Here is a 26,486-nt window from a genome sequence, read left to right as displayed (position 1 = left end):
CGGTTGCCGTGGGAGTTGGTCGGCGTTTCAGGAGAGCAGGACCTCGCCGCCAGCGGTCTCACGGTGCGGTGCCTCCAGTTGCCCGACGGATCACTGCCCGAGAGCGACGACGACTCAGGCGCGCTCGCTTACATCGCCCGGGCTTACTGACCGCATGGCCGCAGCAGTGTTCAAAACCCCGCATTCCACTGATTGGCACCGCGCAATCGCTGAGCAGGGCACGATCCTGCTCTCCGAGGTCGGGTCCACGATGCACGGCGTCACCGTCGCTGCAGCCGACGACATCGACGAAATGGGCGTCTGTATCCCGCCGCCCGAGGCGGCGCTCGGCGTCAAGGCGTCGACCAGCCACCTCTTCGAGCAGTACGAGTTCCGCACACAGCCCGTCGGAGCACGGTCGGGACCGGGAGACATCGACCGCACCATCTACAGCCTGCGGAAGTACGCGCGGCTGGCAGGCCAGGGAAACCCGACGGTGTTGATGATCCTGTTCAGCCCGCCCGACATGCTCCGCATCAACAATGATCTGGGCCAGGATTTGCGGCGCTCCCGCGCGATGTTCGTCTCGAAGCAGTGCGGCCTGCGGTTCGAGGGCTACCTGAAGCGGCAGCGCGCGCGGGTGACCGATGCTTCATCGCAGCATGCGAACCGCCCTGAGTTGGTCGCGCAGTACGGCTTCGACACCAAGTTCGCCTACCATGCCCTGCGGCTGGCGATGCAGGGCATCGAACTCATGCAGGACGGCGCCATTACGTTGCCGATGCCGCAGGACGCCCGCAGCTATCTCCTCGACGTCCGCACGGGAAAGTACGAAAAGGCCGACGTGCTAGCGCATCTCGACGCGCTCACTGCCGACCTGCAGCGCGCCACCGACGAGGCCGACCTTCCAGAGCATGCGGACTTCAGCTACATCAGCAGCTTCGTCGCCCGAATGCACCTACGCGCGTGGGAATCGCGTCAGGAGGTCAACTGGCCCTGAGGACAGCTGGAAACGCGATGTCGTCGCGCGCGATGTCGCCTGGGAAACAGGGCGATGTCGCGACTACGGTCGGCGGATAGTCGGGCGGGTAGGCCGCGACGATCTGAAGCCGGTAGCCGTCGGGCGCATAGCCGAACTGATTCGGCTTCTCAAAACCGTCGCGCTCATAGACGTGCCAGCCCCAGCTGCGCCAGATCTCCCCCGTCTTGGCGATCATCGCGGGCAGATCGCTGCCTGGTGGAAAGGTGAGATCTCCGGTTGTGGTGAAGTGAGTGGGGGGCTTGCCTGGCCCCGTGTAGTTGTCATCGCAGGAGCTGTTGTGGCCCCCGCCGGAGTAACGACCAGTGTCATACATCGTGCCAGTGGGCAGGGCATCCAACATGCGCTGCAGATAGCCGGCGATTTTGTCCTGTGCCTCTTGCTGACTTTGGGGCACAACCTCTTTGGGATTCCAGCCCGGCGGTGGGGGTGGCTGCGAGGTCATCGGCGGTCCTCCAATATCCGTGGCGCCCGACGGCGTCGGTGATCCGAGATCGCCGTCATTGCCACACCCGGCGACCGGCAGGCACAGCATGAGCAGCACAGCGAGCGTGGCGAATCGTGATGCGCTAAGACGCGTAAGCACAGTCATGGACCCGTCACCACTCCATCCGGCGTAACGATCTGCAGCGGTGGCCTTCCGGCGATGATGGCCCCCATGTTGGCCAGTGCAGGATTGCCCGGATCCCAGTAGCTGCTGTGCGCTGCGACGTCTCCGATCAATCCTGTCGGGTCCCAGCTCGGACCGGGGTTGGCCCAGAGCCGTGTCCCGCCGAAAGCCTCGGTGAAAGGATCCGCGCCGAGCGTCATATCGGTAGCCAGACTGATGATGTCATTGCGGGCTGTCATGGAAAACACCTTTGATCCCGAATCCAAGTTGAGGTCCCCTGCGGCGTCCACCAGCATGCCAGGGCTGCCAACCGCGATGACATTATCGGCAGCAAGCTGGTTGTCGCCGGTCGCGGCCCCGCCGACGAGCGTCGATCCGTAGCTGTGGCCGATCACGGTATCGATGGCTGGTGTCCCCTGGTGCGAGGCGTGCATGCCGTCCAGGTATGTGTCGAGCGCCGCGCCGCCGCTTTCGGCACGGCCTGGGAACGCAGCTTCCATCAGGTCCATGGGCCGGTCATATCCCATCCAGGTGGTTACGGCGAGCTTCCCTTCCAGGCTCTTGTCTGCCTGCATGGCCGCGTCAAACATGCTGAGCGCCTTGTTGTTGCTCGCATCGAAGCGCGCCAAGTCTTGACCTGTCCCAGGGACGAGGATGGCGTTGCGTGTGGCCGTGTCCGGATTGCCGATCGACACGGCCGCGTGGCCCTGGTCGTCAATGAAGCCCAGCATTCGCGGCACCTTGGCATAGGGACTCTGTGGATCGACCGGTGGATTTAGCGAACTCTGCACGGATTTGTAGCCATCGAGGTTGTGCCGGGCCGCCGTCAACTGCGGCCCCAGCGCAGCCAGTTCATTCCCCGTCGCGGCGCTGGTGTCGCCCATATAGACGCGCTGCGCCAGTTCGTCGAACCGCTGCTGCATCCGGTCGACGTCGGTTTGTGTCGTCTGGATCAGCTCGGTCAGGTGCCGTTGGTTATAGACGTCCTTGTCGTCGAACGGCATCCCCGGATGGTTGCCGATGTTGTGGTCCTGGCCATAGAGGAACTCTTTCTGCTCGTCTGACAACGATTCCCACATGTCGTGAAACTGCTTGGGGTCTTCGGGCAGCGGCCGCGACAAGATGTCCTGGAGCACAGGATCATTGGTATGCGGGGACTCCGGAATCGGCGCCTCACCGGTGGCCATGTCGATAGCACTGGCCAGCTGCTGATCGACCCGAGCAGCCTCGGCCACAATCGCGTCCAGCCGCGCCTGCAACTCCTCGCGCTTGCCTTCCGCTGCAAGCATTTCCAGCATGTCACCCTGAAGCGCCGGGCCGGGCAGCACCTCGTTGCCCACGGGGTCGATCTCAAATCCCGCGCCCGCGGCGTCGGCCTTGAGTTGCGCCAGATCTGACTTGACCTGCTCAATGTCGTCAGCAGCCTTGCGGGCGGCTTGCGCGACGGCCAGCGCTTCATTGCCGTGTGCGTCTAAGTCCTTGCGCGTCTGGCCAATTGCTTCCTTGGCCGCTTCCGACGCCTCGCCGCCCCACGTGCCGAATGCCGGCAGCTGGGCGATACCGTTGGCTGCCTCGAAGGCGGCTTCTGCCCGGCTGCGGGTGGCGTTGAACACCTCGCGGACATCGCCGGCGTTCCAGCGGTCGATCTCTTCGACGGAAATGGTCACGGACGGCGTTACTTACAGACCCATGTCGTCAGGACTGATGGCCGCTGCGGCCGAGTCGATCTCACTGGCGGCGTCGTTGTCCGTCTGTTGATAAAGGCTCGCACCGGCACGCAGGCCGGCGCTGTGGTCGACCATGCGGCCAAACATCGTCGCGGTATCGGCCTGCCACTTCGCGACCTTGGTACCCAGTGCTGCCAATGATGCGGTTGGCAAGCCGCGTTGGGCGGCCTCGATACGGCCATCTGACGTCGTATGCCTTATCTGCACGTCATCGGCGTGCACGTCCACCGTGGCCGCCGACACTTGCAGGTCTTCAGGAACGACGCGAAACCACCCCGACACCGGACCCTCCTGGGTGCTGAGCAAACTTCGACCGGTCCAGAATAAGGGGCCTTCACCCGTGCCAAGAGCACCAAATTCAGCGGTGCAACTCTCGGCGGGTCGAGATCAACGTGGGTACGGGTTCGCGCGTCGTGAGGCCGATCGCTCGATGCAGTGCCTATCCTCGGCGCATGGTCGAGGATCGCGGCGCCGTCTTCGATGGTGTTCGGATCGGACGGCCCACGACGGGCGCACTCCTCGACGCCGGTTACCGCGCCATCGCAGACTTGCCCGCGGATCTCGACGGCCTCCTCACCCTTCACGGTGTCGGGCCGAAGGCCGTGCGACTGCTCCGGCAGGCACGGGGTGACTGAGCCGATGGACGACTCCATCAAGGATCTAGTAGTCATCCACACCGATGGTGGCTGCAGACCCAACCCCGGGCCTGGCGGCTGGGGGGCGGTGCTGCGCCAACGTCAGCATGTCCGCGAGATGTTCGGTGGCGAGTCCGGCCAGACAAGCAACAACCGGATGGAGCTGATGGCGCCGATCATGGCGCTGGAGGCTCTCACCCGACCGGTGGCAGTGCACCTCTACACCGACAGCACCTATGTCCGGAACGGCATCACCAAGTGGATTCTCGGCTGGGAGCGCAGCGGCTGGATGACCGCAGCGAAGCAACCGGTGAAGAACGTCGACCTGTGGCAGCGACTCCAAGCGGCCTGCGCCCGGCACCGGGTCGAGTGGTTCTGGGTGAAGGGCCACGCGGGTGTCGCCGACAACGAACTGGCCGACCAACTGGCAACGCGCGGTTTGCACGAAGCGATCGCCCTCATTGCAGCTGAATGACGAACGCAGCCCTTGAGTGTTGATTCCAGTGGCGCTGAGGGGTTTTCGAACTGTTATGTCCAACTCCCGTGACCTGCAAAGCGTATTTGTGCGCTATGCCGACTTGATTGTCGGCGTGAAGCCGGACCGGATGGTCAGTCGCTGCGCCAAGAAAGCACTGAGCGTGGCTAAGGGCGCAGGCGCAGTTGGGAAGGCCGCTGCGTTGGTACGTGCCGCTGTGCGCGCCAAGGGTTGGGACGTGTTCACCCTCGACCACACAATCTGGGATCAGTCGAGTCGGTGCTATTTGCGGCCATAGCCCTGCATGGCAGACGCGGGTCCGCGCTTCACCGGATTCTGTCCAGACACTGGCCGGTCAGTCTGGACACGACGCTGGGTGGAACCATGACTTCGGCCAGGCAGTGATTGCAGCGGCCTGGTCGCCGTTCTGCTGGAGGCCAGTATGCGTGGGCCCCTGTTCAACGAACCCATAGGCTCGGGATATGGGTGATTACCGCGTCGAGGCCGAACGGCGACAGCTTGCCGTCATCCGGTGTGCAGTTCACGAACTAAGCGGAGGAGGTATGCGTGTGGCGCATCGAACTCTCTCACTGGACGAGTCGGCAGATGGGCGGTAATCCTCAGCAGTGAATCTGAACGAAAAGCCTTCGTGGTCAAGGAACTCCCTCAAAAAACTCGGCGAGGCACTCGTCGATGAGGGAGATATACCTGAAGGCTGCCCGCAATACAGCGAGGTCATGCACTGGCACAACGAATTGGCCAGCGAGGTCGCCTCCCGTATCGCCGAGAAGGCGTGGATAACCTTGGCCCCCGACAACTTCGACATAAGCGCCCGACCCAAAACTCTCGATACTTTGGTCCAGAAGCTCGAGAGAGAGACATTCTCATTGGCCGACGTCCAGGACCTCTCAGGCGTCCGCATCGACGCCGACCTAACGCTGACACAGCAGACGCAGCTAGGTCATGAGGTCGCAGACCACTTCGGTGTGACTGACAACTTGGTTCGTGATCTTCGCGAGAATCCGCACTCGGGCTACAGGGCGGTTCACCTGTGGCTTCGGTGTCCCGCCGGGCGCGTCGAAATACAGATACGCACTGTCCTGCAGAGTGCGTGGGCTAACGTCTACGAACGCCTCGGCGATTTCGCTGGCCGCGGAATACGCTATGGCGTCGAGCACGACGATCCGTTAGTACGTGACTTCGTCAAAGAGATGCACTCGATGTCGAAGGCCATCGCCGAGTACGAGGCAAATCTTGATGACGTGCGGCGCAAGTTGCAGGTAGAGACCGGTCGGGGCAAGCTTAAGCGGCTACGCAGCCAACATGAGGCGCTGCTCACACCCAGGGCGAAGATCCTGAAGGACTTCGACGACGTGATACGTGGTCTCGAATAGAACGGGTAATGTTGTGGGTAGTACAGGGGAAAGAGTCCAGCAAATGCCGTCGTTCGTGGTCGAGTTCAACCGTCATACTCGTGACCGTCGTGTCACGGAGTTTGCCTCGCCTCATGAAGCGATGGAGTATCGCTTGAAGCTGGAGTCGACCCGAACTGACGAGGCTGTCGAGATCGCGGCACTGTTTAGCAAGTCCAGAGAAGCCCTTGAGCGCACCCACTCCAGGTACTTCACCGGCAAAGAACTAACTGCCCTGTAAGGACACTGATGAAGCGGGCGACCCTCATCGGGATGGCCGCTGGTATCTAGCTAGCGCCGCGTCGTTTTGGTGTAGCTCAAGTCATGGAGAACTTCTTAGCTGGCTTAAAGTCGCTGAAGGAGGCGTTGATCTGTTTGCCGTGTAGCCGATAGATGAAGTACTCGTTGCCGTCTCTGCGCGACCGGGGCGAACCGACGCAGTAGGCCCGCATCTTCGGCGGTTTGTTGACCGCGATGTTGACGTGAGTTGAGGAACTGCAGTTATCTCGGGTGGAGCTAAGGGGACTCGAACCCCTGATCAAAAGTGCGTCGACCTGCGCAAACTCAGATATCCGCGACGGAAACGACGCGAGAGCACGCGAAATGACCTGCGGAAACGGGAAGGGTTTGACGGCGTCAACGAGTTCGGCGGCGTGGGACGCACCACCGCGGATCAGCCACACCCAGACTGCCTCGACTAGATCGTCTCGGGCGCTACGGTCGCGGCTGGTCTGCGTCGGAATGGCCGTGCTAACGAGCCACTAACCACCCACCTCGGCAACAATCGTGGCCCAAAATGCGAAGTCCAGCAACCTATCTGGATTGCCCAGCGCGGTAACTGTAATCGTCCCGCTCTTTCGGATCGTGTGTCGGATCCTTAACGACGTGCTAAGCGATTGATCATGATTGTGTCGCCTGCCGCGCTGCTCGCAATGACCCGCGCGATAGGTGGCCTCGCGACCGAGAAGATCGAGACGAGCTGGGCGTTCCGTTTCGCCGTCCACTACTTCGACGCCGAGGAGATGAGGACCGAGTAGCTGTTCGGCGATGACCGAATTATCCGAGTCGCGCGTCGCGCAGAGCTTCCCGCGTTAGTCTTTGCCGATGCTCGCGGGCGACAAGGCGCCTGATTTCACTCTGTACGATCACACCGGTCGGCCTCGGACGCTGTCCGCGCTTCTTTCCGATGGCCCGGTTGTGCTGTTCTTCTTCCCAATAGCGTCCTCACCGATCTGTACAGCCCAGGCTTGTCATTTTCGGGACCTGAGTAGCGAATTCGCAGCGGTGGGCGCCCATCGGGTCGGCATCAGCACCGACACTGTCGACAGGCAGGCCCACTTCGCTCAACAGCGCTCGTTCGACTATCCGCTGCTCTCCGACGAGGACGGCGTGGTGTCCGAGCTGTTCGGGGTCCGCCGAGGCAGGTTCGCCAAGCTGCATCGATCCGTCGTGGCGCGTGAGACGGGCCGGCATGGCCGACACACTCGGCGCCGCGGCTTTCTCGCCCGGCTGCTGCCCGTCAGACGGACCACATTCGTCATCGACACCGACCGCACCGTGCTCAAGGTCGTCTCTAACGAGGTGCGCGCATCGGTGCACGCAGACCAGACCTTGTGGTTCTTGCAGAACTACAACATGCCGCATAGTTCGCCACGTGTCCGCGGGAAGCATGCCGACGCGCATCAGCCGTCGGACGGCAAGGGCGAACCGATCGATGACTGGTTCACAGAACCGGAAGCCGCGGACGAGGCGAGCCCGGCCCGGCCGCACACGCTGACGGCAGGCCGTATCGATTCTGGTGTCGAACTGCCACTCGAGGCTCCGGTCGAAGCGCTGAAGACCACAGCGAAGCCGCCGCGCTGGCCGAGAAACGATGTGCGGGGCCAGATCCTGACGTGGTGCGTGCACAGCACCTCGGTCGCAGAGATCGCCGCTCGCCTGTCCTTGCCGCTTGGTGCGACGAGGTTCCTGGTCGACGACCTGGTGACACAGGGCTATTTGCGGGTGCACGCCACCCCCGGTGACGCGATGGCAATCGACGACCGACGCGAACTGCTCGAAAGGACCCTGCGCGGCCTACGAGCACTCTGAACTGCGGAAATAAGTGGAGCTAAGGGGACTCGAACCCCTGACCCCCACACTGCCAGTGTGGTGCGCTACCAGCTGCGCCATAGCCCCGTGAAGTTGTGCTCATCGAAGCTACACCACCTGCGAGAAGCGTTCAAAACGGCTGGTCACGGCACCTCGCCGCCGGCCTCCGGACCGAGCGCGCGCGCCGGTGTCGGCTCTGCGGGCGGCCTGCCGCGGGTTTCGGGCGCGAACATCCAGCCCACCGCCGCCAGGGCCAGGATGATGCCGCTGACCACAAACGCCCAGCCGAACGAGGCGTGCTGGGCCACCTGACCGACGATGAGTGAGCCCATGATCGAGCCCAGGTCGGCCATCATCTGAAACGTCGCGATGGCCGTTCCGGCGCGGGCCTTGCTGCCGATGATGTCGGCGACCGCCGCCTGCTGCGGCGAGCTGAACATCCCGGATGCCGCACCCGCCACGTATGCGCCCGCAAGGAACAGCGGCAATGACGCCGAGAATCCCACCACCGCGGTCGCGACGGCCGACACCGACAGCCCGATGATCAACAGCGTGCGCCGCCCAACCCGGTCCGACAGATAGCCGCTGGGAAACACCGCTGACACGTTGCCCAGCGCGAACACCGCCAGGGTCAGGCCGGCGACGCCTGGACCCTGGTCGAGGGCTTCGGCGACGAACAACGGCACCAGCGCCATCCGCAGGCCGAACACCGACCAGCCCATCGCGAAATTCGACAGCAACGCGGCCCGATACGCACGCTGCCGCAACGCCACTCGTACGGTCACCGTCGGCTCGCTCTGCTGCGCAGGCGCCGCCAACGACGAGTTTCGCAGGCTGAAGAACACGACTGCTGCGGCAATCATCAACGAGATGCCGTAGATGATGAATGGCGCGCCCAACCCAAGTCCCACTGTGGCCGCGCCCAAAACAGGTCCGCCGACCGAGCCCAACAGGAACGACGTCGAGAACATCCCCGCCACTCGGCCGCGGGCGTCCTCTGGACTGATCCGGATCATCAACCCGAGCGCAGAGACGAAGAACATCGTTGAGCCGATTCCGCCGAGCGAGCGGTAGAGCAGCAGCTGCCAGTACGTCTCGGCGAACGCGCACGCGGCGGTGGTCACCGCCACGATCAGGATGCCGCTGACGTAGACGCGCCGCTCCCCCAACCGCTGAATCAGCAGGCCCGTCGCCGGTGCGAAACACAGCCTCATCACCGCGAAAGCCGTGATCACGAACGTCGCCGCGCTGATACTCACGCCGTAGTTGCGGGCATACTGCGGCAATACCGGCGACACCACGCCGTAGCCCAAGGCGATGACCGCGTTCGACGAGATCAGTACCCAGACTTCGTTGGGCAGGCGCTGCTTCTTCGGGGTTGCCGGGGCCGAACAGTCACCCTCCGCGGACGAGCTCACGTAATGACCTTATTGACCACTTCCTTGGCCGCTTCCTGCACCTCGGCCAGATGCTCCGGACCCCGGAACGATTCGGCGTAGATCTTGTACACGTCCTCGGTGCCCGACGGCCGAGCGGCGAACCACGCGTTCTCAGTGGTCACCTTCAACCCGCCCAGCCCTGCGCCGTTACCCGGCGCGGTGGTCAGCTTGGCGGTGATCTCCTCGCCCGCCAGCTCCGTCGCGGTCACCTGATCGGGCGAAAGCTTGGCCAAGCGAGCCTTCTGCTCCCGATCGGCTGGCGCGTCAATGCGGGCATACGTTGGCGCACCGTATTTTTCGGCGAGCGCCTGGTACCGCTGCGACGGCGTCGATCCGGTCACGGCGAGGATCTCCGATGCGAGCAACGCCAAGATGATGCCGTCCTTGTCGGTCGTCCACACCGATCCGTCACGACGGAGGAACGACGCGCCCGCGCTCTCCTCCCCGCCGAAACCTATTGTCCCGCTGAGCAATCCGTCGACGAACCACTTGAAGCCCACCGGCACTTCGAGCAACTTGCGGCCCAGACCTCCGACCACTCGATCGATGATCGACGAGCTGACCGCGGTCTTGCCCACCGCGGTCGATGTCGGCCACGACGGTCGGTTGGTGTACAGGTAGTCGATCGCCACGGCCAGATAGTGGTTGGGGTTCAGCAGCCCGCCGTCGGGCGTCACGATGCCGTGCCGATCGGAGTCGGCGTCGTTGCCGGTCGCGATCTGGTACTTGTCGCGGTTGGCGATTAGGGACGCCATCGCGTTGGGCGAGCTGCAGTCCATCCGGATCTTGCCGTCGGTGTCGAGCGTCATGAACCGCCACGTCGCGTCGACAAGCGGGTTGACCACCGTGAGCTGCAGGTCGTGCCGCTCGGCGATCGCACCCCAGTAGTCGACGCTGGCCCCGCCGAGCGGGTCGGCGCCAATCCGAATCCCTTCCGCTCGGATGGCGTGGATGTCGACCACGTTGGGCAGGTCCTCGACATAGGCGTCCAGGTAGTCGTGGCGCTGCGCGCTCTGCAGCGCGCGGGCCAGTGGGACCCGCTTCACCCCTTTGAGCCCGTCACGCAAGATCTCGTTGGCGCGTTTGGCGATCACACTGGTGGCGTCGGTATCGGCAGGCCCACCATTGGGTGGGTTGTACTTGAAGCCGCCGTCGCGCGGCGGGTTGTGTGATGGCGTGACCACGATCCCGTCGGCCAGATCGCCGTCACGGTCCCGGTTGAAGGCCAGGATGGAGTGGCTGACCGCCGGCGTCGGGGTGTAGCGGTCCGCCGAATCGATCATGGCCACAACGTCGTTGGCGGCCAGCACTTCCAGCGCCGACGCCCACGCCGGCTCCGACAGCGCATGCGTGTCGCGGCCGATGAACAGCGGACCGGTGGTGCCCTGGCCCGCGCGGTACTCGACGATGGCCTGCGTGGTCGCCATGATGTGCGCCTCGTTGAACGCCGCGTCCAGGCTCGACCCGCGATGCCCGGATGTGCCGAACACGACCTGCTGATCGACGTTGTCCGGATCGGGTTCGACGGTGTAGTAGGCCGTCACCACCTGTGCCACATCGATGAGGTCTTCGGGTTGCGCCGGCTGGCCGGCACGTGGGTTCGCAGCCATGTCCCCGATTCTGCTCCTCGAACAGTCGCGTCGTACGCCCGCTCGAAAGCTCGACGGCGATACTTTGGCTCATGTTCAGTTTCGACGGGCGCGAGCTGGCCGCCGTGTTCGTCGGCGGAGCACTGGGCACCCTCGCGCGGGCGGCGTTCGAGACGCTTGCCGCGCCAGACCCGGGGCGCTGGCCGTGGCCGACCTTCGTCGTCAACATCGTCGGCGCGTTCCTGCTCGGCTACTTCACCACCCGGCTCCTGGAGCGGTTACCCGTGTCGAGTTACCGCCGTCCGCTGCTGGGGACCGGCCTCTGCGGCGGCCTGACCACGTTTTCCACCATGCAGGTCGAGATCCTCAAGATGCTCGAACACCACCACTACGGCCTGGCCATCGGCTACTTCACCGCGAGCATCACCGTCGGCCTGCTTGCGGCCTACATCGCCACCGCGCTGGTGCGTCGGGCCCGGGTGCGGGGATGACCGCGGCGGTATGGGCCGGTGTGATGCTGCTCGGCGGTGTCGGTGCGGTGCTGCGCTTCCTGATCGACCGCGCCGTGTCGGGTCGGGTTGCCCGCCCCTTTCCGTTCGGCACGCTGGTGGTGAACGTCAGCGGCGCACTGCTTCTGGGTTTCCTGGCCGGATTGGCGCTCACTCCGCACCTCGCGCTGCTGGTCGGCACCGCGTTCGTCGGCTCCTACACCACCTTCTCGACGTGGATGCTGGAAACCCAGCGGTTGACCGAAGAGCGTCAGATTTGGCCGGCGGTGGCCAACATCGTCGTCAGCCTCGCGCTCGGCCTGGCCGCCGCATGGCTCGGCTTGTCGATCGGAGCCCGCCTGTGACCGACGACTATCTCAAGCTGACGGTCTACGTCGCTGAGCGCTTGCGCACCGAAAACCGTTTCCTCGCCGACGCATTGCTCGATCTGTACGGCCGAAATGCGGTGGCAACCAGCGTCGTGCTGCGCGGTATCGCGAGCTTCGGGCCGCACCATCAACTGCGCAGCGATCAATTGTTGAGCATGTCCGAGGACCCGCCGATTGCCGTCGCCGCAGTCGACACCGCCGCTACCATCGCTCCGATCGCCGGCCAAGTCGTCGCTATGACCACGCGCGGACTGATCACCCTCGAGCGGGCCTCGCTGTCGAGCACGTCACCGGCCGTGCCGGAAACCGCCAAGCTCACGATCTATCTCGGCCGCCAAGAGCGGGCCGCCGGGCACCCTGCGTACCGCGCCGTGTGTGACGTGCTGCACCGCAATGGATTCGCCGGCGCCTCAGTGTTTCTCGGCGTCGACGGCACCAAGGGCGGGGAGCGTCAGCGCGCTCGTTTCTTCAGCCGCAATTCCGACATCCCGGTGATGGTCATCGCTGTCGGGACCGGCCGCCAGGTCGACACCGCGATTCCCGAACTCGCGGTCCTGGTGCGCGACGCCCTCATGACGGTGGAACGCGTCCAGCTGTGCAAACGCGACGGCGAGCTGCTGACCCGCCCTGCCGCGCTGCCGCCGACCGATGAGGACGGGCATGCCCTCTGGCAGAAGCTGATGATCTACACCGCCGAGGCCGCACTGCACGACGGCATCCCGATCCACCGCGCAATCGTCAGGCAGCTTCGCGAGTCCCGCGCGGCGAGCGGCGCGACGGTGCTGCGCGGCATCTGGGGCTTTCACGGTGACCGTAAACCGCACGGCGACAGGTTGATTCAGCTCGCCCGCGGCGTCCCAGTCACCACGGTCGTCGTCGACTCCCCCGAGCGAATCGCGGCCAGCTTCGACATCGTCGATCAACTCACCGGCGGGCACGGATTGGTGACCAGCGAGCTGGTGCCCGCGTTGGTGTCGATCGACGGCGGCGAGCGGATTGGCAGCCTTGACCTGGCCTCTCACGGCCCATGAACGTCGTAGAGGTAAGCCTAGCCTAACACTGGATTTTTGTGTAGCGTCCCTCGCCGTGAAGCCGTCTACTCCAGAAGCCGTGAGCGTCGCCCTCTCCGAAATCTTGCGCGACGACATGAATGTCGACATGCGTCGCATCACCCGTGACTCCCACTTGGTCGACGACGTGGGCCTCGACTCGGTGGCGTTCGCGGTCGGAATGGTCGCCATCGAAGATCGCCTCGGCGTGGCGCTGTCCGAGGAGGATCTGTTCAGCTGCAATACCGTCGGCGACCTCGAAGCGGCCATTCTGGCAAAAGCGCCTGCCGCGCAGACGAACCCGTGACCGAGCTGGCCGCGGCCCTGTCGGCCGCGATGACTAGTGCCCCGACCAAGCTGTCGGTGCTGGATACCGCAAGCGGCGAGTGGGCCCACCATCCTTGGCAGGAGGTCCACGCGCGCGCGGAGAACGTCGCCGAGCGCATCACCGGCGACGGAGCCAAAGCGGTCGGTCTGGTGGGTGACCCGACCGTGGAGTTCATCGCTGCGATCCCGGGCACCTTCTTCGCTGGGGCAGCGGTCTCGATCCTGCCCGGCCCCATCCGGCGCGCCGATCCCGACCAATGGGCACAAGCCACCCTGGACCGGTTCCGCTCAAGCGACGTGTCGACGGTCTTCAGTCACGGCGCCGAACTGGAGCTGTTAAGCAAACACACCGACGGGATCGTCGTGCACGACCTCGCCGAGGTTGCCCACGCGCGCCGGTCGACCACATTCCGCGGCCCCGACAGCGCCGAGACCTCGATCCTGCAGGGCACTGCCGGCTCGACGGGGACGCCTCGGACCGCCCAGATTTCGCCCGCCGCGTCACTGGCGAACCTGCGCGGCTTGGTCACCCGGGTCAACGTCGATCATCGCAGTCGTTTCCACAGCTGGTTGCCGATCTACCACGACATGGGATTGGCCTTCGTCCTCGTCGCTGTACTGGGTCAGGCGGAGCTGTGGCAGGCACCGACGCCGGCCTTCGCCGGCAATCCGTTCGGCTGGCTCAAGTGGCTCACCGAAAGCAAGGCCACCATGACGGCGGCTCCGAACATGGCGTTCAATTTGATCGGCAAGTATGCGAGCAGCCTGTCCGGATACGATCTGAGCAATCTCGGCTTCACTCTCAACGGCGGCGAACCCGTCGATTGCGAGGGTTATCAGCGCTTCTCCGACGAGATGGCCAGGTTCGGCTTCGACCCGACCTCGCTGGCCCCGTCATACGGCTTGGCCGAATCCACTTGTGCGGTCACCATTCCCGAGCCGTTCTCGGGCCTGAAGGTCGACGACGTCACCGTCACCAGCGACGCGGGTGAGGCGACCCGCCGCTACGCGGTGCTCGGCCATCCCATCCCCGGCATGGAGGTGCGGTTGAACACCGACCAGCCTCATGCCACCGATGTGGTCGGCCGTAAGGTCGGCGAGATCGAGATCCGTGGCACTTCACTGATGACGGGGTATCTCGGCCAGGCGCCGCTCGACCCTCAGAGTTGGCTGCCCACCGGCGATCTCGGCTATCTCACTGACGACGGGCTGGTGGTCTGCGGTCGTGCGAAGGAACTCATCACGGTGGCGGGCCGCAACGTGTTCCCCACCGAGATCGAACGCATCGCCGCCCAAATCGACGGGGTCCGTGACGGCTGCGTCGTAGCGATCGGAACCGGCGAGGCGTCGGCGCGCCCAGGGCTCGTCATCGCCGCGGAATTCAAAGGCGACGACGAACCCGCTGCGCGCAGCGCTGTGGTCGCGCGCGTCGCATCGGAATGCGGTGTGGTGCCAGCCGACGTGGTGTTCCTGAAACCCGGCTCGCTCCCCCGCACTTCGTCGGGCAAGCTGCGCCGGCTGGAGGTCAAGCGCACGCTGGAGGGGGTCAGCCGGTGACGGCCACGACCGACGCACCGGAGGCGCCGCCGACCGAGGACTACGACGAGCTACTCGAGCGAGTCTTCGACGACCGGGTGATCAGATGGACGGCGGAAGCCGAAGAGACCGAACGCTTTCCCCGTAAGCTCATCGAATACCTAGGCGAATCAGGCGTATTCGCGCAGAAGTGGCCGGCCGGCCAGCAGCAGTCCGACGTCGCCAAGGTCATCGCGTTGGCGAGGAAGCTGGGCCAGTTGGGCTCGGCCGGCATCGGCGTCGGTGTGGGGCTGCATGACTCGGCGATCGCGATTCTGCGCCGCTTCGGCAAGTCGGACTATCTGAAGGACATCGCCGAGAAGGCCATCCGCGGCGAGGCGGTGCTGTGCATCGGCGCCTCCGAGCAGTCAGGCGGGTCGGACCTGCAGATCGTCGGTACGGAGGTGCGTTCCGTCCGAGACGGCTTCGAAGTCAAGGGCATCAAGAAGTTCGTTTCGCTGTCTCCGATCGCCGACCACGTCATGGCCGTGGCCCGCAGCGTCGACCACGATCCGAACAGCAAGCACGGCGGAGTGGTCGTGGTGGCCGTTCCGCTGGCGCAGTGCGAGATTCAGACGCCGTACCGGAAGCTCGGCGCCGGTCCCCTGGACACCGCCGCCGTGCACATCGACACATGGGTTCCCGCCGACGCCCTGGTCGCCCGTGCGGGTATTGGTCTGGCCGCGATCTCCTGGGGCCTGGCACAAGAGCGGATGTCGGTGGCCGGCCTGATATCGACGTCTTCCCAGCGCGTCATCGGAATCACGTTGGCCCGCATGATGACCCGTCGGCAATTTGGCCACACGTTGTACGAGCACCAGGCGCTGCGGTTGCGCGTCGCAGACCTGCAGGCGCGCGTCGACATGCTGCGCTTCGCCCTCGACGGCATAGCCGCAACGGGCAAGCTGGACCTTCGCGCTGCCGCGGCTATGAAAGTCAGCGCCGCCCGCCTCGGCGAAGAGGTGATGAACGAGTGCATGCACATCTTCGGGGGTTCCGGCTATCTCGTCGACGAGACGCCACTGGGCAGGTGGTGGCGCGACATGAAGCTTGCCCGTGTGGGCGGCGGCACCGACGAGGTGCTGTGGGAGCTGGTGGCCGCGGCGATGAAGCCGGACTACGACGGCTACGCCGAATTCAATCAGCTGCCCTGACTGCTACTGCTTGGCAAGGTTGACCAAGAACTCGATGGAGCCGGTTGGCTGGACCGTGACGAACCCCGCGAAATCCGGTGGCGTGACGTTGAAGTCGATCCAGGTGACCGGGACCGAGCCGGCGGCGATGATCGTTTCCCCGGCCCGCTGAACGTCCACCTTCGCGGTGACGTCGCGGGTGACGCCCTTGATCGTCAGGCTGGCGGGCACATTGAGCGTGATAGCGGCCCCGGTCTCCGGCGCAGCCGCGACATCGACGGGTTGTGTCACGCGGAACTCAGCAGTCGGAAACCGCGCGGTGTCAAGTATTTCTGCGCCGCGAAACTGGTTGTCGCGTGCGCTCTCCGGTGAGGTGATCGATGCGACGTCGACGGTGAACGAGGCAGTCTCGAGCTTCGAGCCTGCGACCACGGCCTGCCCCGTCACCTGCGGCGTCCGTCCGTTCACCGTGAGTGGTGAGCCGCGAAGCACCTCGTCGACGCGATAGCCGGCCTGGGTGCGCTTGGCGTCCTCGCTGGGGCCCGGAACCACAGTCCACGTGCCGTCGACATCGGTGGTCGCGGACTGCGTCTGGCTGGGCAGGGCGAGTTCGGGATCAGCGTCACCGGCGATGAATTCGCGGTAAAGCCACGGCCCCGCCGCCACTGCGATGACAATCACGAGGATCACGACGCCAAGGCCCCACAGCAGCGGCTTCTTCATGCCGCCAACGCTAGTCGACGGCGGTTGCGTCGGAAGGCGATCGTGGCAGGGCGTACAGGGCCATTCGCCGGTTCGACATGTCGTGTTCGCCGAGGAAGGTGCACCCGGCGTATTCGCAGAGCCGGCGCGCGCCGCTGTTGCGATGGTCCGGATCGAACATGATGCGCCGACACTGCGGTTCGAGCTCGAAGACACTGGCAACCAAGCGGGGCAACAAGATAGGGCCGATGCCGCGGTTGACGAACTTCAATTCCGCGATCGCCGCGTGCAACCCGATGTCATGGGGCTCAGCGTCATAGCGTGGGGCGATGGAATCCTTTGCCGCTCGGTACAGTTCGATGTAGCCGAACGGCGCGCCGCGGAAGCTGCCGATGAACGGACGGGAATACTCGCCGTCGAGTTGCGCGCGCAGGTAACGGTGCCATCGCTGCGGCGGCCAGTCGTACTCCCACGCCTCCGCCAGATGTGGGCGATTCATCCACTCCGAGATCATCTCGGCGTCGCCGTCGGGATCGGCGAGCCGGATCGCGTACGGCTCGGCCAGGATCGGCGTCGGCGGTGCGCCCACCGCACGCACGGAATCGGAAACGGAGGGCAACTCGCGCGGTAGGACGGGTTTGAGCGCCTCGTCAATGTCGGTCATCGACAGCCGAGCCTACCGCAGTTAGTGAGGGTAGGTTTACCTACCTATCGATGTTTCACCAGCACCGGTTCCGGGGAGCCTCAGGCCGTGGAGGAAGTGCTGGAACGCGACCTGAAGTGGGAAGTCGACGAGCATTTCGCGCTGCCCCGCCTCGACGACATCGTGGCGGGCGCCGACGTGGAGCGGAGCACCGTTCACCTCGACAGCGCGTACTACGACACCGCCGACGGCGATCTGCAGGCCGATGGGGTAGCCGGGTACAGGAACTGGCCGGCTAGCCCATCGGCGATCAATCGAACAATTCGTCAAGCGCGCGCTGCTCGAGCTCGACCCAACGCCCGACGCTGGCGCGAACCTGCGCGATGTCGTCCTCGTCGAGGTGTTGCGCGCCCTCGGGCGTGATGCGGCAGATGTCCATCGGGCCGCCAACACTAGGCGAAGAGGTGTCCAGCGCATCGAGGACCCGCAGTGCGGCGACGACGCCGTAATCGACGCCGCGCTCGGCCATCTGGAAATGCGCCAAGAGTGCATACGCCTGCTGCGCCATCGGCGAACCGCTACCGACCGCCTGGAACCCGGTCTCTTCGTAGTGCCCGATAAGGCCGTGTGGATCCACGTCCACGATGAACGGCCGTTCGCCTGCGTAGCCAGCGGCCAAGACATAGGTCGAGGGGGTTGCGCCGGGCTTGCCGCCTGGCACGTCGGCGATGAAATTCGCGTAGTGGCGCTTGAGCACCGGCAGCACGCGTTCCTGCAACGCATGGCCGATGTCGGACGCTTCGACGATCGTGTCCGGTTCCGCGTCGAAGATCTGCTCGAGATCGTGCAGCACCGCACGCGAACCACTACCGCCCCACGCAGCATGCCGACCCAGCGGGTGCAGTTTCTGCGCGGGATAGCTCAGGCCCCGAACGGGGTCGGTGATCTGCGAATCGGACGCCATCACCAGCCCGTCGGCGCAGCGCACCGCGAGAACGACGGTCATCTGGCGATGGTCTCACGTGGCAAGCAGCAAGATCCCCGCGATGAGCAGCGCAATCACCTTCGGAATTTCGAGGCCGACGTACGCCCAGTGCGCCCGCGACCGCGGCGCGTCGTCCCCGGCGAGCACGGCCTCGGAGCGACGGGCGAGCCGGGGACGAACGATCAGCACCTGCGCGAGCAGGGCGACGACGGCGATGCCTGCCGCGACGGCGATTCCCGTCGTCGGCGGTCGGACGACGAAGGACACGATGATGGCTGTTGCCAGCGCGAGCTCACAGGCGTTGAGTGCGCGAAACACCAAGCGCCCAATGCCCAGCCCGATCTGCAGGGTGACGCCGGGAGCACGGAACTTCAGCGGGGCTTCGATGAACGAGATCGCCAGCACCATGCCCAGCCAGACGAGAGTCGCGGATGCCGCGACGGCGTGTGCTGCCTCCACGGCCAGCAGCCTACGGTGGAATCGTAGAGAGATGGACGTCGATCGTGTCGCAGAACTTCAGCGCTGGCAGGACGCCGGCGCGGTCTGGCAGGTGATGTCCAGGAACCGCAGCGGAGTGACGGTTGCATTGCTGCGCTGCGATGGCGGCGAAGAGGTTGAGCGGTTCACCTCCGACGATCCACGGCTGCTGGACTTCATCGGCAACCGGCTCAGCAGCGAGGAGTAACCGTGCAGTTGGGAAAGCTGACGTTTGTCGCAGCGAGCGAGGCGCCCGACCTGGTCGCCGCTCCGGTCCGCCGGTACCTCGGCGGCGATGGGCTGTGGGTCAGCGCGATCGACCCCTCGCTTGCCGATACCGCGGCCTTCTGCGAGCACTATGACATCGGTCTGGACATCTCGGCCAACTGCGTCGTGGTGGAAGCCAAGCGCGCCGAGCGGACGTGGCACGCGGCCTGCATCGTCCTCGCCACCACGCGCGCCGACGTCAACGGCATCGTCCGCAAACACCTTGGCGCTCGCAAGATTTCATTTGCGCCAATGGACACAGCGGTATCGCTCACCGCAATGGAGTACGGCGGCATCACGCCCGTCGGCCTTCCCGCCGACTGGCCGATACTCGTTGACCAGAACGTGGTCGATCAGCAGCGGGTGATCATCGGCAGCGGCATCCGCGGTTCCAAACTTCTCGCAGCGACGGGAGTGCTGGCATCGCTGCCCGGCGCAGAGGTGCTGGCCATCACCAAGTAATTCGGCGCCGAAGGTTACCGGCGGGGTGGCCACACCGGCGCGCCGAGCTCGCGGGAAACGGTGCGGGCGGTATCGCGCAGCGCATCGATCGCCTCGGCGGTCAGCGGCCAACGCGCAGCAGGCACGACCAGCGCGATCGCACCGGCCGCTTCCTCCGTCGAGTCGAAAACCGGTGCAGCCGCAGCGCATTCACCCAGAACCGCCTCCTCGACCTCCGTTGCGATTCCGGTCGAGCGGATCTGCTCCAACTGGTCGGCCAGTGCACCCGGATCGGTGATCGTCTCACCCGTCATGCTTCGTAGCTCGTCGGCCTTGTAGTCGGATTGGAACGCCAACAGCGCCTTACCCAGTGCGCTGGCGTGCGCCGGGATCACGATGCCGACCTCCTGCATCTGCCGCGTTCCATCCGGACGAGGTTCATGTGCGACGACGACGACCTCGTCGAAGAGCAGCACTGCGGTTCGCACCGCGCAGCCCGTGCGCCGCGCCAGCCCTTCCGCCCAGATCGCCACCCGTGAGCGCAGTTCGAGCGTGTCGAGGTAGACGTTTCCGAGCCGCAGCGTTGCCGGCCCGAGCCGGTACCGCCCGGAGTCAATTTCCTGCTGGACCATGCCGTGCGCCAGCAGTGTGCGGATCAGGCCGTGGACGGTCGATGGCGCCAAGTCGATGGCGGTCGCGATCTCGCCAAGGCTCATCCGCCGCCCGCCCTGCAGCACGGTGAGGATGCGCAGCGCACGATCCACCGCCTGGATCATCGTGCCCTCGCTTTCACCGATATCGACTCTTGTGTAGCCCGAAGCATAAGCGTATGTTCCAGATCACATTCGATAATGTCGAATGTGATCCGAGATAGTCGACCACCAGACGGCAGCCGGGCGTTGCCCAAAGTCTCAGGAGAAGATTCATGGACGAACCTTCGATCACCCAGAAACTCGCCGCCGAAGCGCTCGGCACCGCCTTCCTGGTGTTCATCGGCGTCGGGTCGGTGCCCGCGACGATCATCATCAACGGGGACGCACCGTTCACGATGGCCGATTTGGGCATGATCTCGTTCGCGTTCGCCACGGTCGTCGTGGCCACCGTCTACGCGCTCGGGCACATCTCGGGCAACCACATCAACCCGGCGGTCACCCTTGGCCTCGCGGTCACCGGCAAGTTCCCGTGGTCGCGGGTGCCGGCCTACATCGCCGCGCAGGCCGTCGGAGCGATCGTCGGCGCAGCTGCCATCCTCGGCGTGCTCGGCACGGCTGCCCGCGACGCCGGCCTTGGCGTCGCGACCTATTCCGCAGATGTCAGTGCGGTCCAGGCCTTTTTCGCCGAATTCGTGGGTACGTTCATTCTCGTGTTCACCGTCTTCGGCGTGATACACCGCAAGGCCTCGGTGGGATTCGCCGGTGTCGCTATCGGTTTGGTGGTGTTCGCGGCGATCATCCCGGTGGCACCCACCACGGGCGCGTCGATCAACCCGGCCCGCACGTTCGGCCCGATGCTCGTCCAGCAGATCGCCGGCGGCTCGGTGTCCTGGGGTCAGCTGCCGGTCTACCTGGCCGCTGAACTTCTCGCAGGTGTGCTCGCAGCATTCGCCTATGTCGCGATCTCCCGCACCCGCGCCGACGCAATACCGGAGCCAGTCGCCGTCCCCGCCACCACCGCAGCCTGAGGAGCCCAGACATGAAGAAGCTCATCAACGATCCCGCCGATGTCATCAGCGAGGCGCTGCGCGGCATGGCCGTCGCACATCCCGAACTGCGCATCGACCACACCAATCGGATCATCTATCGCGGTGACGCGCCGATACCCGGCAAGGTCGGGCTGATCTCCGGCGGTGGCTCCGGTCACGAACCGCTGCACGGCGGCTTTGTCGGACAGGGCATGCTCGACGCGGCTTGTGCCGGTGAGGTTTTCACCTCGCCAGTACCCGACCAGATGCTGGAGGCCACCAAGAACGTCGACGGCGGCGCGGGTGTACTGCACATCGTGAAGAACTACACCGGCGACGTGATGAACTTCGAGATGGCCGCCGAGCTGGCCGACGCCGAAGGCATCAGCGTCGAGTCGGTTGTCGTCGACGACGATGTCGCCGTGCAGGACAGCACGTTCACCGCTGGCCGACGCGGGGTCGGCGCGACCGTGTTGGTAGAGAAGATCGCCGGCGCCGCCGCGGATCAGGGACGCAGCCTGTCGGACGTCGCCAATATCGCGCGACGGGTCAACGCCGCGTCCCGCAGCATGGGCGTGGCACTGACGTCGTGCACTGTGCCGGCCGTCGGTCATCCGACGTTTGAGCTGTCGGACAACGAGATCGAGATGGGCATCGGCATTCACGGCGAACCCGGCCGCGAGCGGATGCCGGTACAGCCTGCGCGGGCGGTGGCCGAACTCATGCTCGAACCGGTGCTGACCGACCTCGACTTCGCCGGGGACGACGGGGTGGTGTTGTTCGTCAACAGCATGGGCGCCACCCCGCTGATCGAGTTGTACGTCATGTACTCCGAATTCGCGGCCATCCTCGACAAGGCCGGCGTCAGAGTCGCGCGTTCGCTGGTGGGCCCGTACATCACCAGCCTGGATATGGCGGGATGCTCGGTCACGGTGCTGCGCGCGGACGAGGAGCTGCTGCGGTTGTGGGACCACCCTGTGAACACCCCGGCCCTGAGGAGGGGATGCTGATGGACCTCGCCCAGTTCACCGCATGGATTCGTGAGTACGCCCGCGTGATCGGTGAAAACGCCCAACTGCTCTCGGATCTCGACGCGGCCATCGGCGACGCCGACCACGGCATCAACATGGAACGCGGCATGACGGCGGTAGTGGGCGCGCTCGACGAGTCGGCACCCGCCGACATGGCCGCGCTGTGCAAGCAGGTCGGCATGACGCTCGTGAAGTCGGTCGGCGGAGCCAGCGGGCCGTTGTACGGCACCTTCTTCCTGCGGATGGCCGGCGCGCTGGGCAGCGGTGACAGCGTCGACGCGGCCGGCTTCGCCAAGGCATTGCGCGCAGGCGTCGAGGGCGTCGTACAGCGTGGCCGCGCCGAGGCTGGCGACAAGACGATGTTCGACGCACTGGCACCCGCGTTGGATGCGCTCGATGCGGCGCTAGCATCCGGCTCCGCTCTTGACGCAGCGCTGACGGAAGCGACCTCGGCAGCCGAAAGCGGCAGGGATGCAACTGAATCGATGGTCGCCCGCAAGGGCCGCGCCAGTTATCTCGGGCAGCGCAGCGTCGGCCATATCGACCCAGGCGCGACGTCTGCGGCGATGCTCATCGCGGCCGCAACAACCGCGTTCGCAGCAGGGCGGTGATGTGGTGACCGTCGGACTCGTCGTCGTCTCACACAGCCGGGCCTTGGCCCGCGCCTCGGTCGCGCTGGCCCAGGAGATGTTGCACGGCAAGCAAATTCGCATCGCGGTCGCCGCTGGTCTTGATGAGACCACCTTCGGTACCGACGCCGCGCAGATCGTCGACGCCATTAACTCGGCAGACCAGGGCGCCGGTGTCGTGGTGCTGATGGATCTCGGCAGTGCGGTGCTGTCGGCCGAACTGGCGCTGGAACTGCTCGACGACGATGTCCGCGATCGGGTGGTGCTGTGCCCCGCTCCCCTCGTCGAGGGGTTGGTCGTCGCGGCGGTGGCGGCGGCCAGTGGCGCGCCGACTGCAGAGGTCGCCGCCGAAGCGGCGGGCGCGCTAGCCGGCAAGATCGGGCACCTAGGCTCGGCACCCGTCGACGCCTCAGCCGAGGTGGAGAGCGATTCCGACGAGCTGACGGGCAACTTCGTCGTCGCCAACCCGCACGGCCTGCACGCACGGCCCGCCGCGCGACTAGTCCAGGAGGTGCGCCGCCGGGACGCCCGCGCGCGGATCCGCAACCGCCGCACCGAATCGGAATGGGTTGACGCAGGCAGCCTTTCGAAGCTTGCGACGCTTGGGGTGCGCTCCGGTGACGAGGTCGAGGTCCGGGTGTCCGGCAGCCAAGCGGCAGAGACGCTTGACCACATCCTGTCGCTGGCCGCGCGGAACTTCGACGAGGCGCCGGTCGAAACGACGCCGGCGCCTGCACCGCTAGCGCCGCACGCACCGATCGGCGCCGCGCCCGGCCTGGGGATCGGGCCCGCCCGCTCGGCGCGGCTGGGTGCCATCACCATTCCGGACACGCCCGCCGAGACGCCTGCCGTCGAGTGGCGCCGCCTCAGCAAGGCGATCGCCTCGGTCCGGCGCACCATCAGCCAGCTGCGCACCCGCACGGCCCGCGAGGTCGGCGAGGCGGAGGCGTCGATATTCGACGCCCATCAATTGCTACTCGACGACGCCGCGCTGCTCGACGATGTGCGGGCCCGCATCGACGGCGGACAGTCAGCGGTGTCGGCGTGGTCGGCGGCCGTGCAGAACCTTGCCGGCGAGTTCGCGGCCGTGCCTGATTCGTACCTGCAGGCACGGGCCGATGACGTGCGCGCAGTCGGAGATCAGGTGCTGCGCGCGATGCTCAGCACCGGCGGCGGATCGACGGAACGCACCGGAGTGCTGGTTGCAGCGGACCTGACCCCCGCGGAGGCCGCCGAGCTGGACCCGGCGCGCGTGGCCGCGGTGCTGCTGGCATTCGGCAGCCCTCACGCACACAACGTGATCCTGTTGCGGGCGAAGGGTATTCCGGTGATTGTCGGCGCTGGACCAACGGTGCTGTCCATTCCCGACGGCGCCACGGTCGCGGTTGACGGTGGCCGGGGCGAGTTCATCGTCGACCCGCCCGAGGATGTTCGCCGCGAGTTTCATGCCAAGGTCGCTGCACTTGCGCAACGTCAGCAGCAGGCCAACGTCCTTGCCGCTGAGCCCGCGGTAACCCGCGACGGGATCACGGTGCAAGTCGGAGCGAACGTCGGCTCGGTGGACGACGCACGGGCCGCCGCCAGCCATGGCGCGGACTTCGTCGGCCTTGTGCGCACCGAGTTTTTGTTCCTCGGCCGCCAGGACGCGCCGGACGTCGAAGAACAATTCGCGGTTTATCGCAAGATCGCCGAATCGCTTGACGGGCGCCGAATCACATTGCGCACGCTCGACGTTGGCGGCGACAAGCCGCTGGAATTCCTACCGACACCGGCCGAGGTGAACCCTTACCTGGGTGTCCGCGGTATCCGCTTGTCGTTGGCCCACCCTGAGCTGCTTGCCGATCAGCTGCTGGCGTTGATCCGGCTGGCACAGCAGACACCGGTCAGCGTGATGTTCCCGATGGTCGCCACGCTCGACGAATTGTTCGCCGCGCGCGGACTTTTGGATGAGGCGGTAGACCGCGCCGGCCGCGGCTATCCGTCCGGACTGCAGGTCGGCATGATGGTCGAGGTACCCGCGGCCGCGCTCAAGGCCGCTGCGTTCGCCCGCCACGTCGACTTCTTGTCCATCGGCACCAACGACCTGACGCAGTACGCGCTCGCCGCCGACCGTAACAACGAAGCGGTCGCGTCGATCGGGGACACGTTCGATCCTGGCCTGCTGCAGCTGATTCGGGCGACTTGCCAGGGTGCGGCCGGTCAGGCGTCGGTGTCGGTGTGCGGCGAGTTCGCCGCCGATGAGCGGGCCGCCGGTCTGCTGATCGGCATGGGTGTCGATTCGCTATCGGTCACTCCCCCGGCGATTCCCGGGGCCAAGGAGGCCGTTCGCGCGGTGGACAGTCGCGACGCCCAGCGCCTCGCCGACGAGATACTGACCAGCGACAGCGCCGCCGCAGTCCGGCAGCGACTCACCTGAACGAGAAACGGTCGCCCGACCGTGGTGGCCGGGCGACCGTCCGTTCGGCTCAGGTCAGAACGGGGCTGTCTTGAACTCTCCGTTCCACCAGACGCCCCAGGCATTCAGGTCAAAGTTCCACTCGACCGGAGCCCACGGCGCCCACCACGGCGGCGGGGGTGCCGGCGGAGCCCACATCGGGACGACAAGGTCATCGCGATGTCCCGGAGGCGGTAGATAACCCTGTCCCGGCGGCAGCGGGTTACCCGGCGCGCCGACGTTGACGCCAGGCCCGAGATCCGGTCCCGGAATCGGCCACGGTGGCGGAGGCGGGAAGGGCGGATCTGCCTGCGCCAGCCCACTGCCCAGGCCAGCGGCGGCCATGCCAAGGGCACCCACGAGGGCTGCTTTGGCTGCGGTTTTCTTGAGCTTCATGTGACTCCTTCGATCGGCACGCCCACGACGGACGCGGGCGCGCTGGTCAGGACACTGACCCCCCGAACTCACAGGGCTACCCGTTGGCTCGTGGGAGCTAAACCCTGGCCTGCCGAACCAGGTCTACGAAGGCCTGCGCTGCCGCGTCCACCCCGTCGCCGTCGCCGGTCGCTAACAGGTCAAGCAGCAGACCCCGCGCGACAGCGAGGCCGAGGCGCATCAGCGCCGGATCGACCGCCCTGTCCGCCGTCGCGCCGTGGGCAAGCCACGTGTCGACGGCGCCAGGCAGCATCCGGTCGAAGGGCTGCTCGCCCTGGACACCGCGCGCATAGCACTCGAAGAAGAGGCGCTCGAACGGGCGCAGCTCGGGCCGTCGAAGGTTGGCCCACATCGCGGCGATTGCCTCTGCCGGCTCCTGCGGAAGTTCAGGCAGTAAGGCCATCTGGCGGCGCTCGACCTCCTCGACGATCGCGAGCAGCAGCTCGTTGCGTGATCCGAAGTGGTGCAACAGCATTCGATGACTGGTGCCGACGGCGGCGGCGACGTCGCGAAGTGACCGGTCACCGATGCCTCCGGTCGCGAATTCCTCCACGACCGCGTCGAGCAGCTTTTGGCGCCGCTCGAGATCAGGAGGCCGGGCCATCACGGTGCCGCTGCTCGCTTCGGGCCTTGAGCCCCGCCGCCTCCAGGCCGAGATAGCGCTTCGTCATCCCGCGCATGAGCAGGCCCACCAATGATCCCACCGGACCGCGCTGGTCGATCTGCTGACGAACTCGCGTGCGCTGCTCGGATTCCGCGATGACGTCGTGGCGCGCCAGCGTCAACCCGCCTGGCGAGCGCTGC

General features: G+C 65.7%; 31 protein-coding genes, 1 tRNA gene and 2 pseudogenes. 20 read left to right on the top strand and 14 right to left on the bottom strand.

All coding sequences use genetic code 11. The annotated features are described in order from the left end of the window. Positions 1-154 precede the first annotated feature (154 nt). Entirely contained in the window at positions 155-979 is an 825-nt protein-coding gene (locus VFH65_RS18105; RefSeq protein WP_353323299.1) for a DNA polymerase beta superfamily protein, read from the top strand. Here VFH65_RS18105 and VFH65_RS18100 read toward each other — a convergent pair. From VFH65_RS18100 to VFH65_RS18090, 3 genes are read right to left on the bottom strand one after another with little or no spacing between them, the layout of a single operon-like run. After that, positions 966-1,610 carry a hypothetical protein gene (locus VFH65_RS18100; protein ID WP_353323298.1) on the bottom strand — a complete coding sequence of 215 codons (645 nt, stop codon included), beginning with the start codon at positions 1,608-1,610 and terminating at the stop codon, positions 966-968. The genes VFH65_RS18105 and VFH65_RS18100 overlap by 14 nt on opposite strands. Then, positions 1,607-3,295 carry an alpha/beta hydrolase gene (locus VFH65_RS18095; protein ID WP_353323297.1) on the bottom strand — a complete coding sequence of 563 codons (1,689 nt, stop codon included), beginning with the start codon at positions 3,293-3,295 and terminating at the stop codon, positions 1,607-1,609. Before VFH65_RS18095 ends, VFH65_RS18100 begins: the two co-directional genes overlap by 4 nt. A 12-nt stretch (positions 3,296-3,307) precedes the next feature. Further along, a complete protein-coding gene (locus tag VFH65_RS18090; protein ID WP_353323296.1) occupies positions 3,308-3,637 on the bottom strand; it encodes a type VII secretion target in 330 nt (109 codons plus the stop codon). A 170-nt stretch (positions 3,638-3,807) separates the two neighbouring features. On the opposite strand from VFH65_RS18090, the gene VFH65_RS18085 reads away from it, so the two are divergent. From VFH65_RS18085 to VFH65_RS18055, 7 genes and pseudogenes are all read left to right on the top strand, one after another. Next, positions 3,808-3,990 carry a helix-hairpin-helix domain-containing protein gene (locus VFH65_RS18085; RefSeq protein WP_353323295.1) on the top strand — a complete coding sequence of 61 codons (183 nt, stop codon included), beginning with the start codon at positions 3,808-3,810 and terminating at the stop codon, positions 3,988-3,990. Positions 3,991-3,994: 4 nt separating this feature from the next. Next, positions 3,995-4,465: a ribonuclease HI gene (gene rnhA, locus VFH65_RS18080; protein ID WP_353323302.1), complete on the top strand. Its 471-nt coding sequence runs from the start codon at positions 3,995-3,997 to the stop codon at positions 4,463-4,465. A gap of 626 nt (positions 4,466-5,091) precedes the next feature. After that, positions 5,092-5,859 (top strand): RelA/SpoT domain-containing protein, encoded by a 768-nt coding sequence (locus VFH65_RS18075; RefSeq protein WP_353323294.1) that lies wholly within the window; start codon positions 5,092-5,094, stop codon positions 5,857-5,859. 43 nt (positions 5,860-5,902) lie between these two features. Next, positions 5,903-6,118, top strand: coding sequence for a hypothetical protein (locus VFH65_RS18070; RefSeq protein ID WP_353323293.1), 216 nt, complete (start codon positions 5,903-5,905; stop codon positions 6,116-6,118). Positions 6,119-6,779: 661 nt separating this feature from the next. Beyond that, positions 6,780-6,914: a hypothetical protein gene (locus VFH65_RS18065; RefSeq protein ID WP_353323292.1), complete on the top strand. Its 135-nt coding sequence runs from the start codon at positions 6,780-6,782 to the stop codon at positions 6,912-6,914. A gap of 67 nt (positions 6,915-6,981) precedes the next feature. Continuing rightward, a pseudogene (locus tag VFH65_RS18060) lies at positions 6,982-7,503 on the top strand (peroxiredoxin); the annotation flags it as partial. Positions 7,504-7,512: 9 nt separating this feature from the next. Then, complete coding sequence (locus VFH65_RS18055) at positions 7,513-7,968, top strand: DUF742 domain-containing protein (RefSeq protein WP_353323301.1); 456 nt, start codon at positions 7,513-7,515, stop codon at positions 7,966-7,968. 14 nt (positions 7,969-7,982) lie between these two features. On the opposite strand, the gene VFH65_RS18050 is transcribed toward VFH65_RS18055, so the two are convergent. From VFH65_RS18050 to pgm, 3 genes are all read right to left on the bottom strand, one after another. Beyond that, positions 7,983-8,055, bottom strand: a tRNA-Ala gene (locus VFH65_RS18050). Between the two features lie 56 nt (positions 8,056-8,111). Beyond that, positions 8,112-9,386 (bottom strand): MFS transporter, encoded by a 1,275-nt coding sequence (locus VFH65_RS18045; protein ID WP_353323291.1) that lies wholly within the window; start codon positions 9,384-9,386, stop codon positions 8,112-8,114. After that, a complete protein-coding gene (gene pgm / locus VFH65_RS18040) occupies positions 9,383-11,017 on the bottom strand; it encodes a phosphoglucomutase (alpha-D-glucose-1,6-bisphosphate-dependent) (protein WP_353323290.1) in 1,635 nt (544 codons plus the stop codon). The genes VFH65_RS18045 and pgm overlap by 4 nt, the downstream gene beginning before the upstream one ends. Positions 11,018-11,088: 71 nt before the next feature. On the opposite strand from pgm, the gene crcB (VFH65_RS18035) reads away from it, so the two are divergent. The 6 genes from crcB (VFH65_RS18035) to mbtN are packed head-to-tail and all read left to right on the top strand — an operon-like array spanning position 11,089 to position 15,978. Further along, positions 11,089-11,487 carry a fluoride efflux transporter CrcB gene (gene crcB / locus VFH65_RS18035; RefSeq protein WP_353323289.1) on the top strand — a complete coding sequence of 133 codons (399 nt, stop codon included), beginning with the start codon at positions 11,089-11,091 and terminating at the stop codon, positions 11,485-11,487. Next, on the top strand, positions 11,484-11,849 hold the full coding sequence (crcB, locus tag VFH65_RS18030; RefSeq protein ID WP_353323288.1) for a fluoride efflux transporter CrcB: 366 nt from the start codon (positions 11,484-11,486) through the stop codon (positions 11,847-11,849). Before crcB (VFH65_RS18035) ends, crcB (VFH65_RS18030) begins: the two co-directional genes overlap by 4 nt. Then, positions 11,846-12,904 (top strand): DUF190 domain-containing protein, encoded by a 1,059-nt coding sequence (locus tag VFH65_RS18025; protein ID WP_353323287.1) that lies wholly within the window; start codon positions 11,846-11,848, stop codon positions 12,902-12,904. The genes crcB (VFH65_RS18030) and VFH65_RS18025 overlap by 4 nt, the downstream gene beginning before the upstream one ends. Positions 12,905-12,959: 55 nt before the next feature. Beyond that, positions 12,960-13,229: an acyl carrier protein gene (locus VFH65_RS18020; RefSeq protein WP_353323286.1), complete on the top strand. Its 270-nt coding sequence runs from the start codon at positions 12,960-12,962 to the stop codon at positions 13,227-13,229. A gap of 5 nt (positions 13,230-13,234) precedes the next feature. Next, positions 13,235-14,806, top strand: a complete 1,572-nt coding sequence (mbtM, locus tag VFH65_RS18015) for a long-chain-fatty acid--ACP ligase MbtM (protein ID WP_353323300.1) — start codon at positions 13,235-13,237, stop codon at positions 14,804-14,806. Beyond that, on the top strand, positions 14,803-15,978 hold the full coding sequence (gene mbtN, locus VFH65_RS18010) for a mycobactin biosynthesis acyl-ACP dehydrogenase MbtN (protein ID WP_353323285.1): 1,176 nt from the start codon (positions 14,803-14,805) through the stop codon (positions 15,976-15,978). The genes mbtM and mbtN overlap by 4 nt, the downstream gene beginning before the upstream one ends. A 3-nt stretch (positions 15,979-15,981) precedes the next feature. On the opposite strand, the gene VFH65_RS18005 is transcribed toward mbtN, so the two are convergent. The 4 genes from VFH65_RS18005 to VFH65_RS17990 form a co-directional block, all read right to left on the bottom strand. Beyond that, on the bottom strand, positions 15,982-16,680 hold the full coding sequence (locus tag VFH65_RS18005) for a YceI family protein (protein WP_353323283.1): 699 nt from the start codon (positions 16,678-16,680) through the stop codon (positions 15,982-15,984). A gap of 10 nt (positions 16,681-16,690) precedes the next feature. Beyond that, positions 16,691-17,323, bottom strand: coding sequence for a GNAT family N-acetyltransferase (locus VFH65_RS18000; RefSeq protein WP_353323282.1), 633 nt, complete (start codon positions 17,321-17,323; stop codon positions 16,691-16,693). Between the two features lie 289 nt (positions 17,324-17,612). Beyond that, positions 17,613-18,308: a proteasome protein gene (locus tag VFH65_RS17995; RefSeq protein WP_353323281.1), complete on the bottom strand. Its 696-nt coding sequence runs from the start codon at positions 18,306-18,308 to the stop codon at positions 17,613-17,615. Positions 18,309-18,320: 12 nt separating this feature from the next. Continuing rightward, a complete protein-coding gene (locus VFH65_RS17990) occupies positions 18,321-18,746 on the bottom strand; it encodes a hypothetical protein (RefSeq protein ID WP_353323280.1) in 426 nt (141 codons plus the stop codon). A gap of 31 nt (positions 18,747-18,777) precedes the next feature. Between VFH65_RS17990 and VFH65_RS17985 the strand changes: the two genes are divergently transcribed. Together VFH65_RS17985 and VFH65_RS17980 are read left to right on the top strand one after the other, a co-directional pair. Continuing rightward, complete coding sequence (locus VFH65_RS17985) at positions 18,778-18,972, top strand: hypothetical protein (RefSeq protein ID WP_353323278.1); 195 nt, start codon at positions 18,778-18,780, stop codon at positions 18,970-18,972. 2 nt (positions 18,973-18,974) lie between these two features. Next, positions 18,975-19,493 (top strand): YbaK/EbsC family protein, encoded by a 519-nt coding sequence (locus tag VFH65_RS17980; protein ID WP_353323277.1) that lies wholly within the window; start codon positions 18,975-18,977, stop codon positions 19,491-19,493. Positions 19,494-19,507: 14 nt separating this feature from the next. On the opposite strand, the gene VFH65_RS17975 is transcribed toward VFH65_RS17980, so the two are convergent. After that, on the bottom strand, positions 19,508-20,248 hold the full coding sequence (locus VFH65_RS17975; protein WP_353323276.1) for an IclR family transcriptional regulator: 741 nt from the start codon (positions 20,246-20,248) through the stop codon (positions 19,508-19,510). 149 nt (positions 20,249-20,397) lie between these two features. Between VFH65_RS17975 and VFH65_RS17970 the strand changes: the two genes are divergently transcribed. From VFH65_RS17970 to ptsP, 4 genes are read left to right on the top strand one after another with little or no spacing between them, the layout of a single operon-like run. Continuing rightward, entirely contained in the window at positions 20,398-21,153 is a 756-nt protein-coding gene (locus VFH65_RS17970) for an MIP/aquaporin family protein (protein WP_353323275.1), read from the top strand. A gap of 11 nt (positions 21,154-21,164) precedes the next feature. Continuing rightward, on the top strand, positions 21,165-22,163 hold the full coding sequence (dhaK, locus tag VFH65_RS17965; RefSeq protein ID WP_353323274.1) for a dihydroxyacetone kinase subunit DhaK: 999 nt from the start codon (positions 21,165-21,167) through the stop codon (positions 22,161-22,163). Further along, the gene (gene dhaL / locus VFH65_RS17960; protein ID WP_353323272.1) at positions 22,163-22,795 is read left to right on the top strand and encodes a dihydroxyacetone kinase subunit DhaL; all 633 of its coding nucleotides are present in this window, start codon (positions 22,163-22,165) and stop codon (positions 22,793-22,795) included. Before dhaK ends, dhaL begins: the two co-directional genes overlap by 1 nt. Positions 22,796-22,799: 4 nt before the next feature. Then, on the top strand, positions 22,800-25,229 hold the full coding sequence (ptsP, locus tag VFH65_RS17955) for a phosphoenolpyruvate--protein phosphotransferase (protein ID WP_353323271.1): 2,430 nt from the start codon (positions 22,800-22,802) through the stop codon (positions 25,227-25,229). A gap of 54 nt (positions 25,230-25,283) precedes the next feature. Here ptsP and VFH65_RS17950 read toward each other — a convergent pair whose 3' ends face one another. The 3 genes and pseudogenes from VFH65_RS17950 to VFH65_RS17940 all read right to left on the bottom strand — a co-directional run. Then, complete coding sequence (locus tag VFH65_RS17950; protein WP_353323269.1) at positions 25,284-25,643, bottom strand: hypothetical protein; 360 nt, start codon at positions 25,641-25,643, stop codon at positions 25,284-25,286. 97 nt (positions 25,644-25,740) lie between these two features. Next, positions 25,741-26,286, bottom strand: a complete 546-nt coding sequence (locus tag VFH65_RS17945) for a helix-turn-helix domain-containing protein (RefSeq protein WP_353323267.1) — start codon at positions 26,284-26,286, stop codon at positions 25,741-25,743. After that, positions 26,270-26,486: pseudogene (locus tag VFH65_RS17940) on the bottom strand (polyketide cyclase); the annotation flags it as partial. The pseudogene VFH65_RS17940 and the gene VFH65_RS17945, both read right to left, overlap by 17 nt.

It is taken from the genome of Mycobacterium sp., assembly GCF_035697385.1.
In the GTDB taxonomy this organism is placed as follows: Bacteria; Actinomycetota; Actinomycetes; order Mycobacteriales; family Mycobacteriaceae; genus Mycobacterium.
The sequence above is the reverse complement of the archived record's forward strand: the minus strand, read 5'-3'. Positions and strand labels throughout refer to the sequence as shown.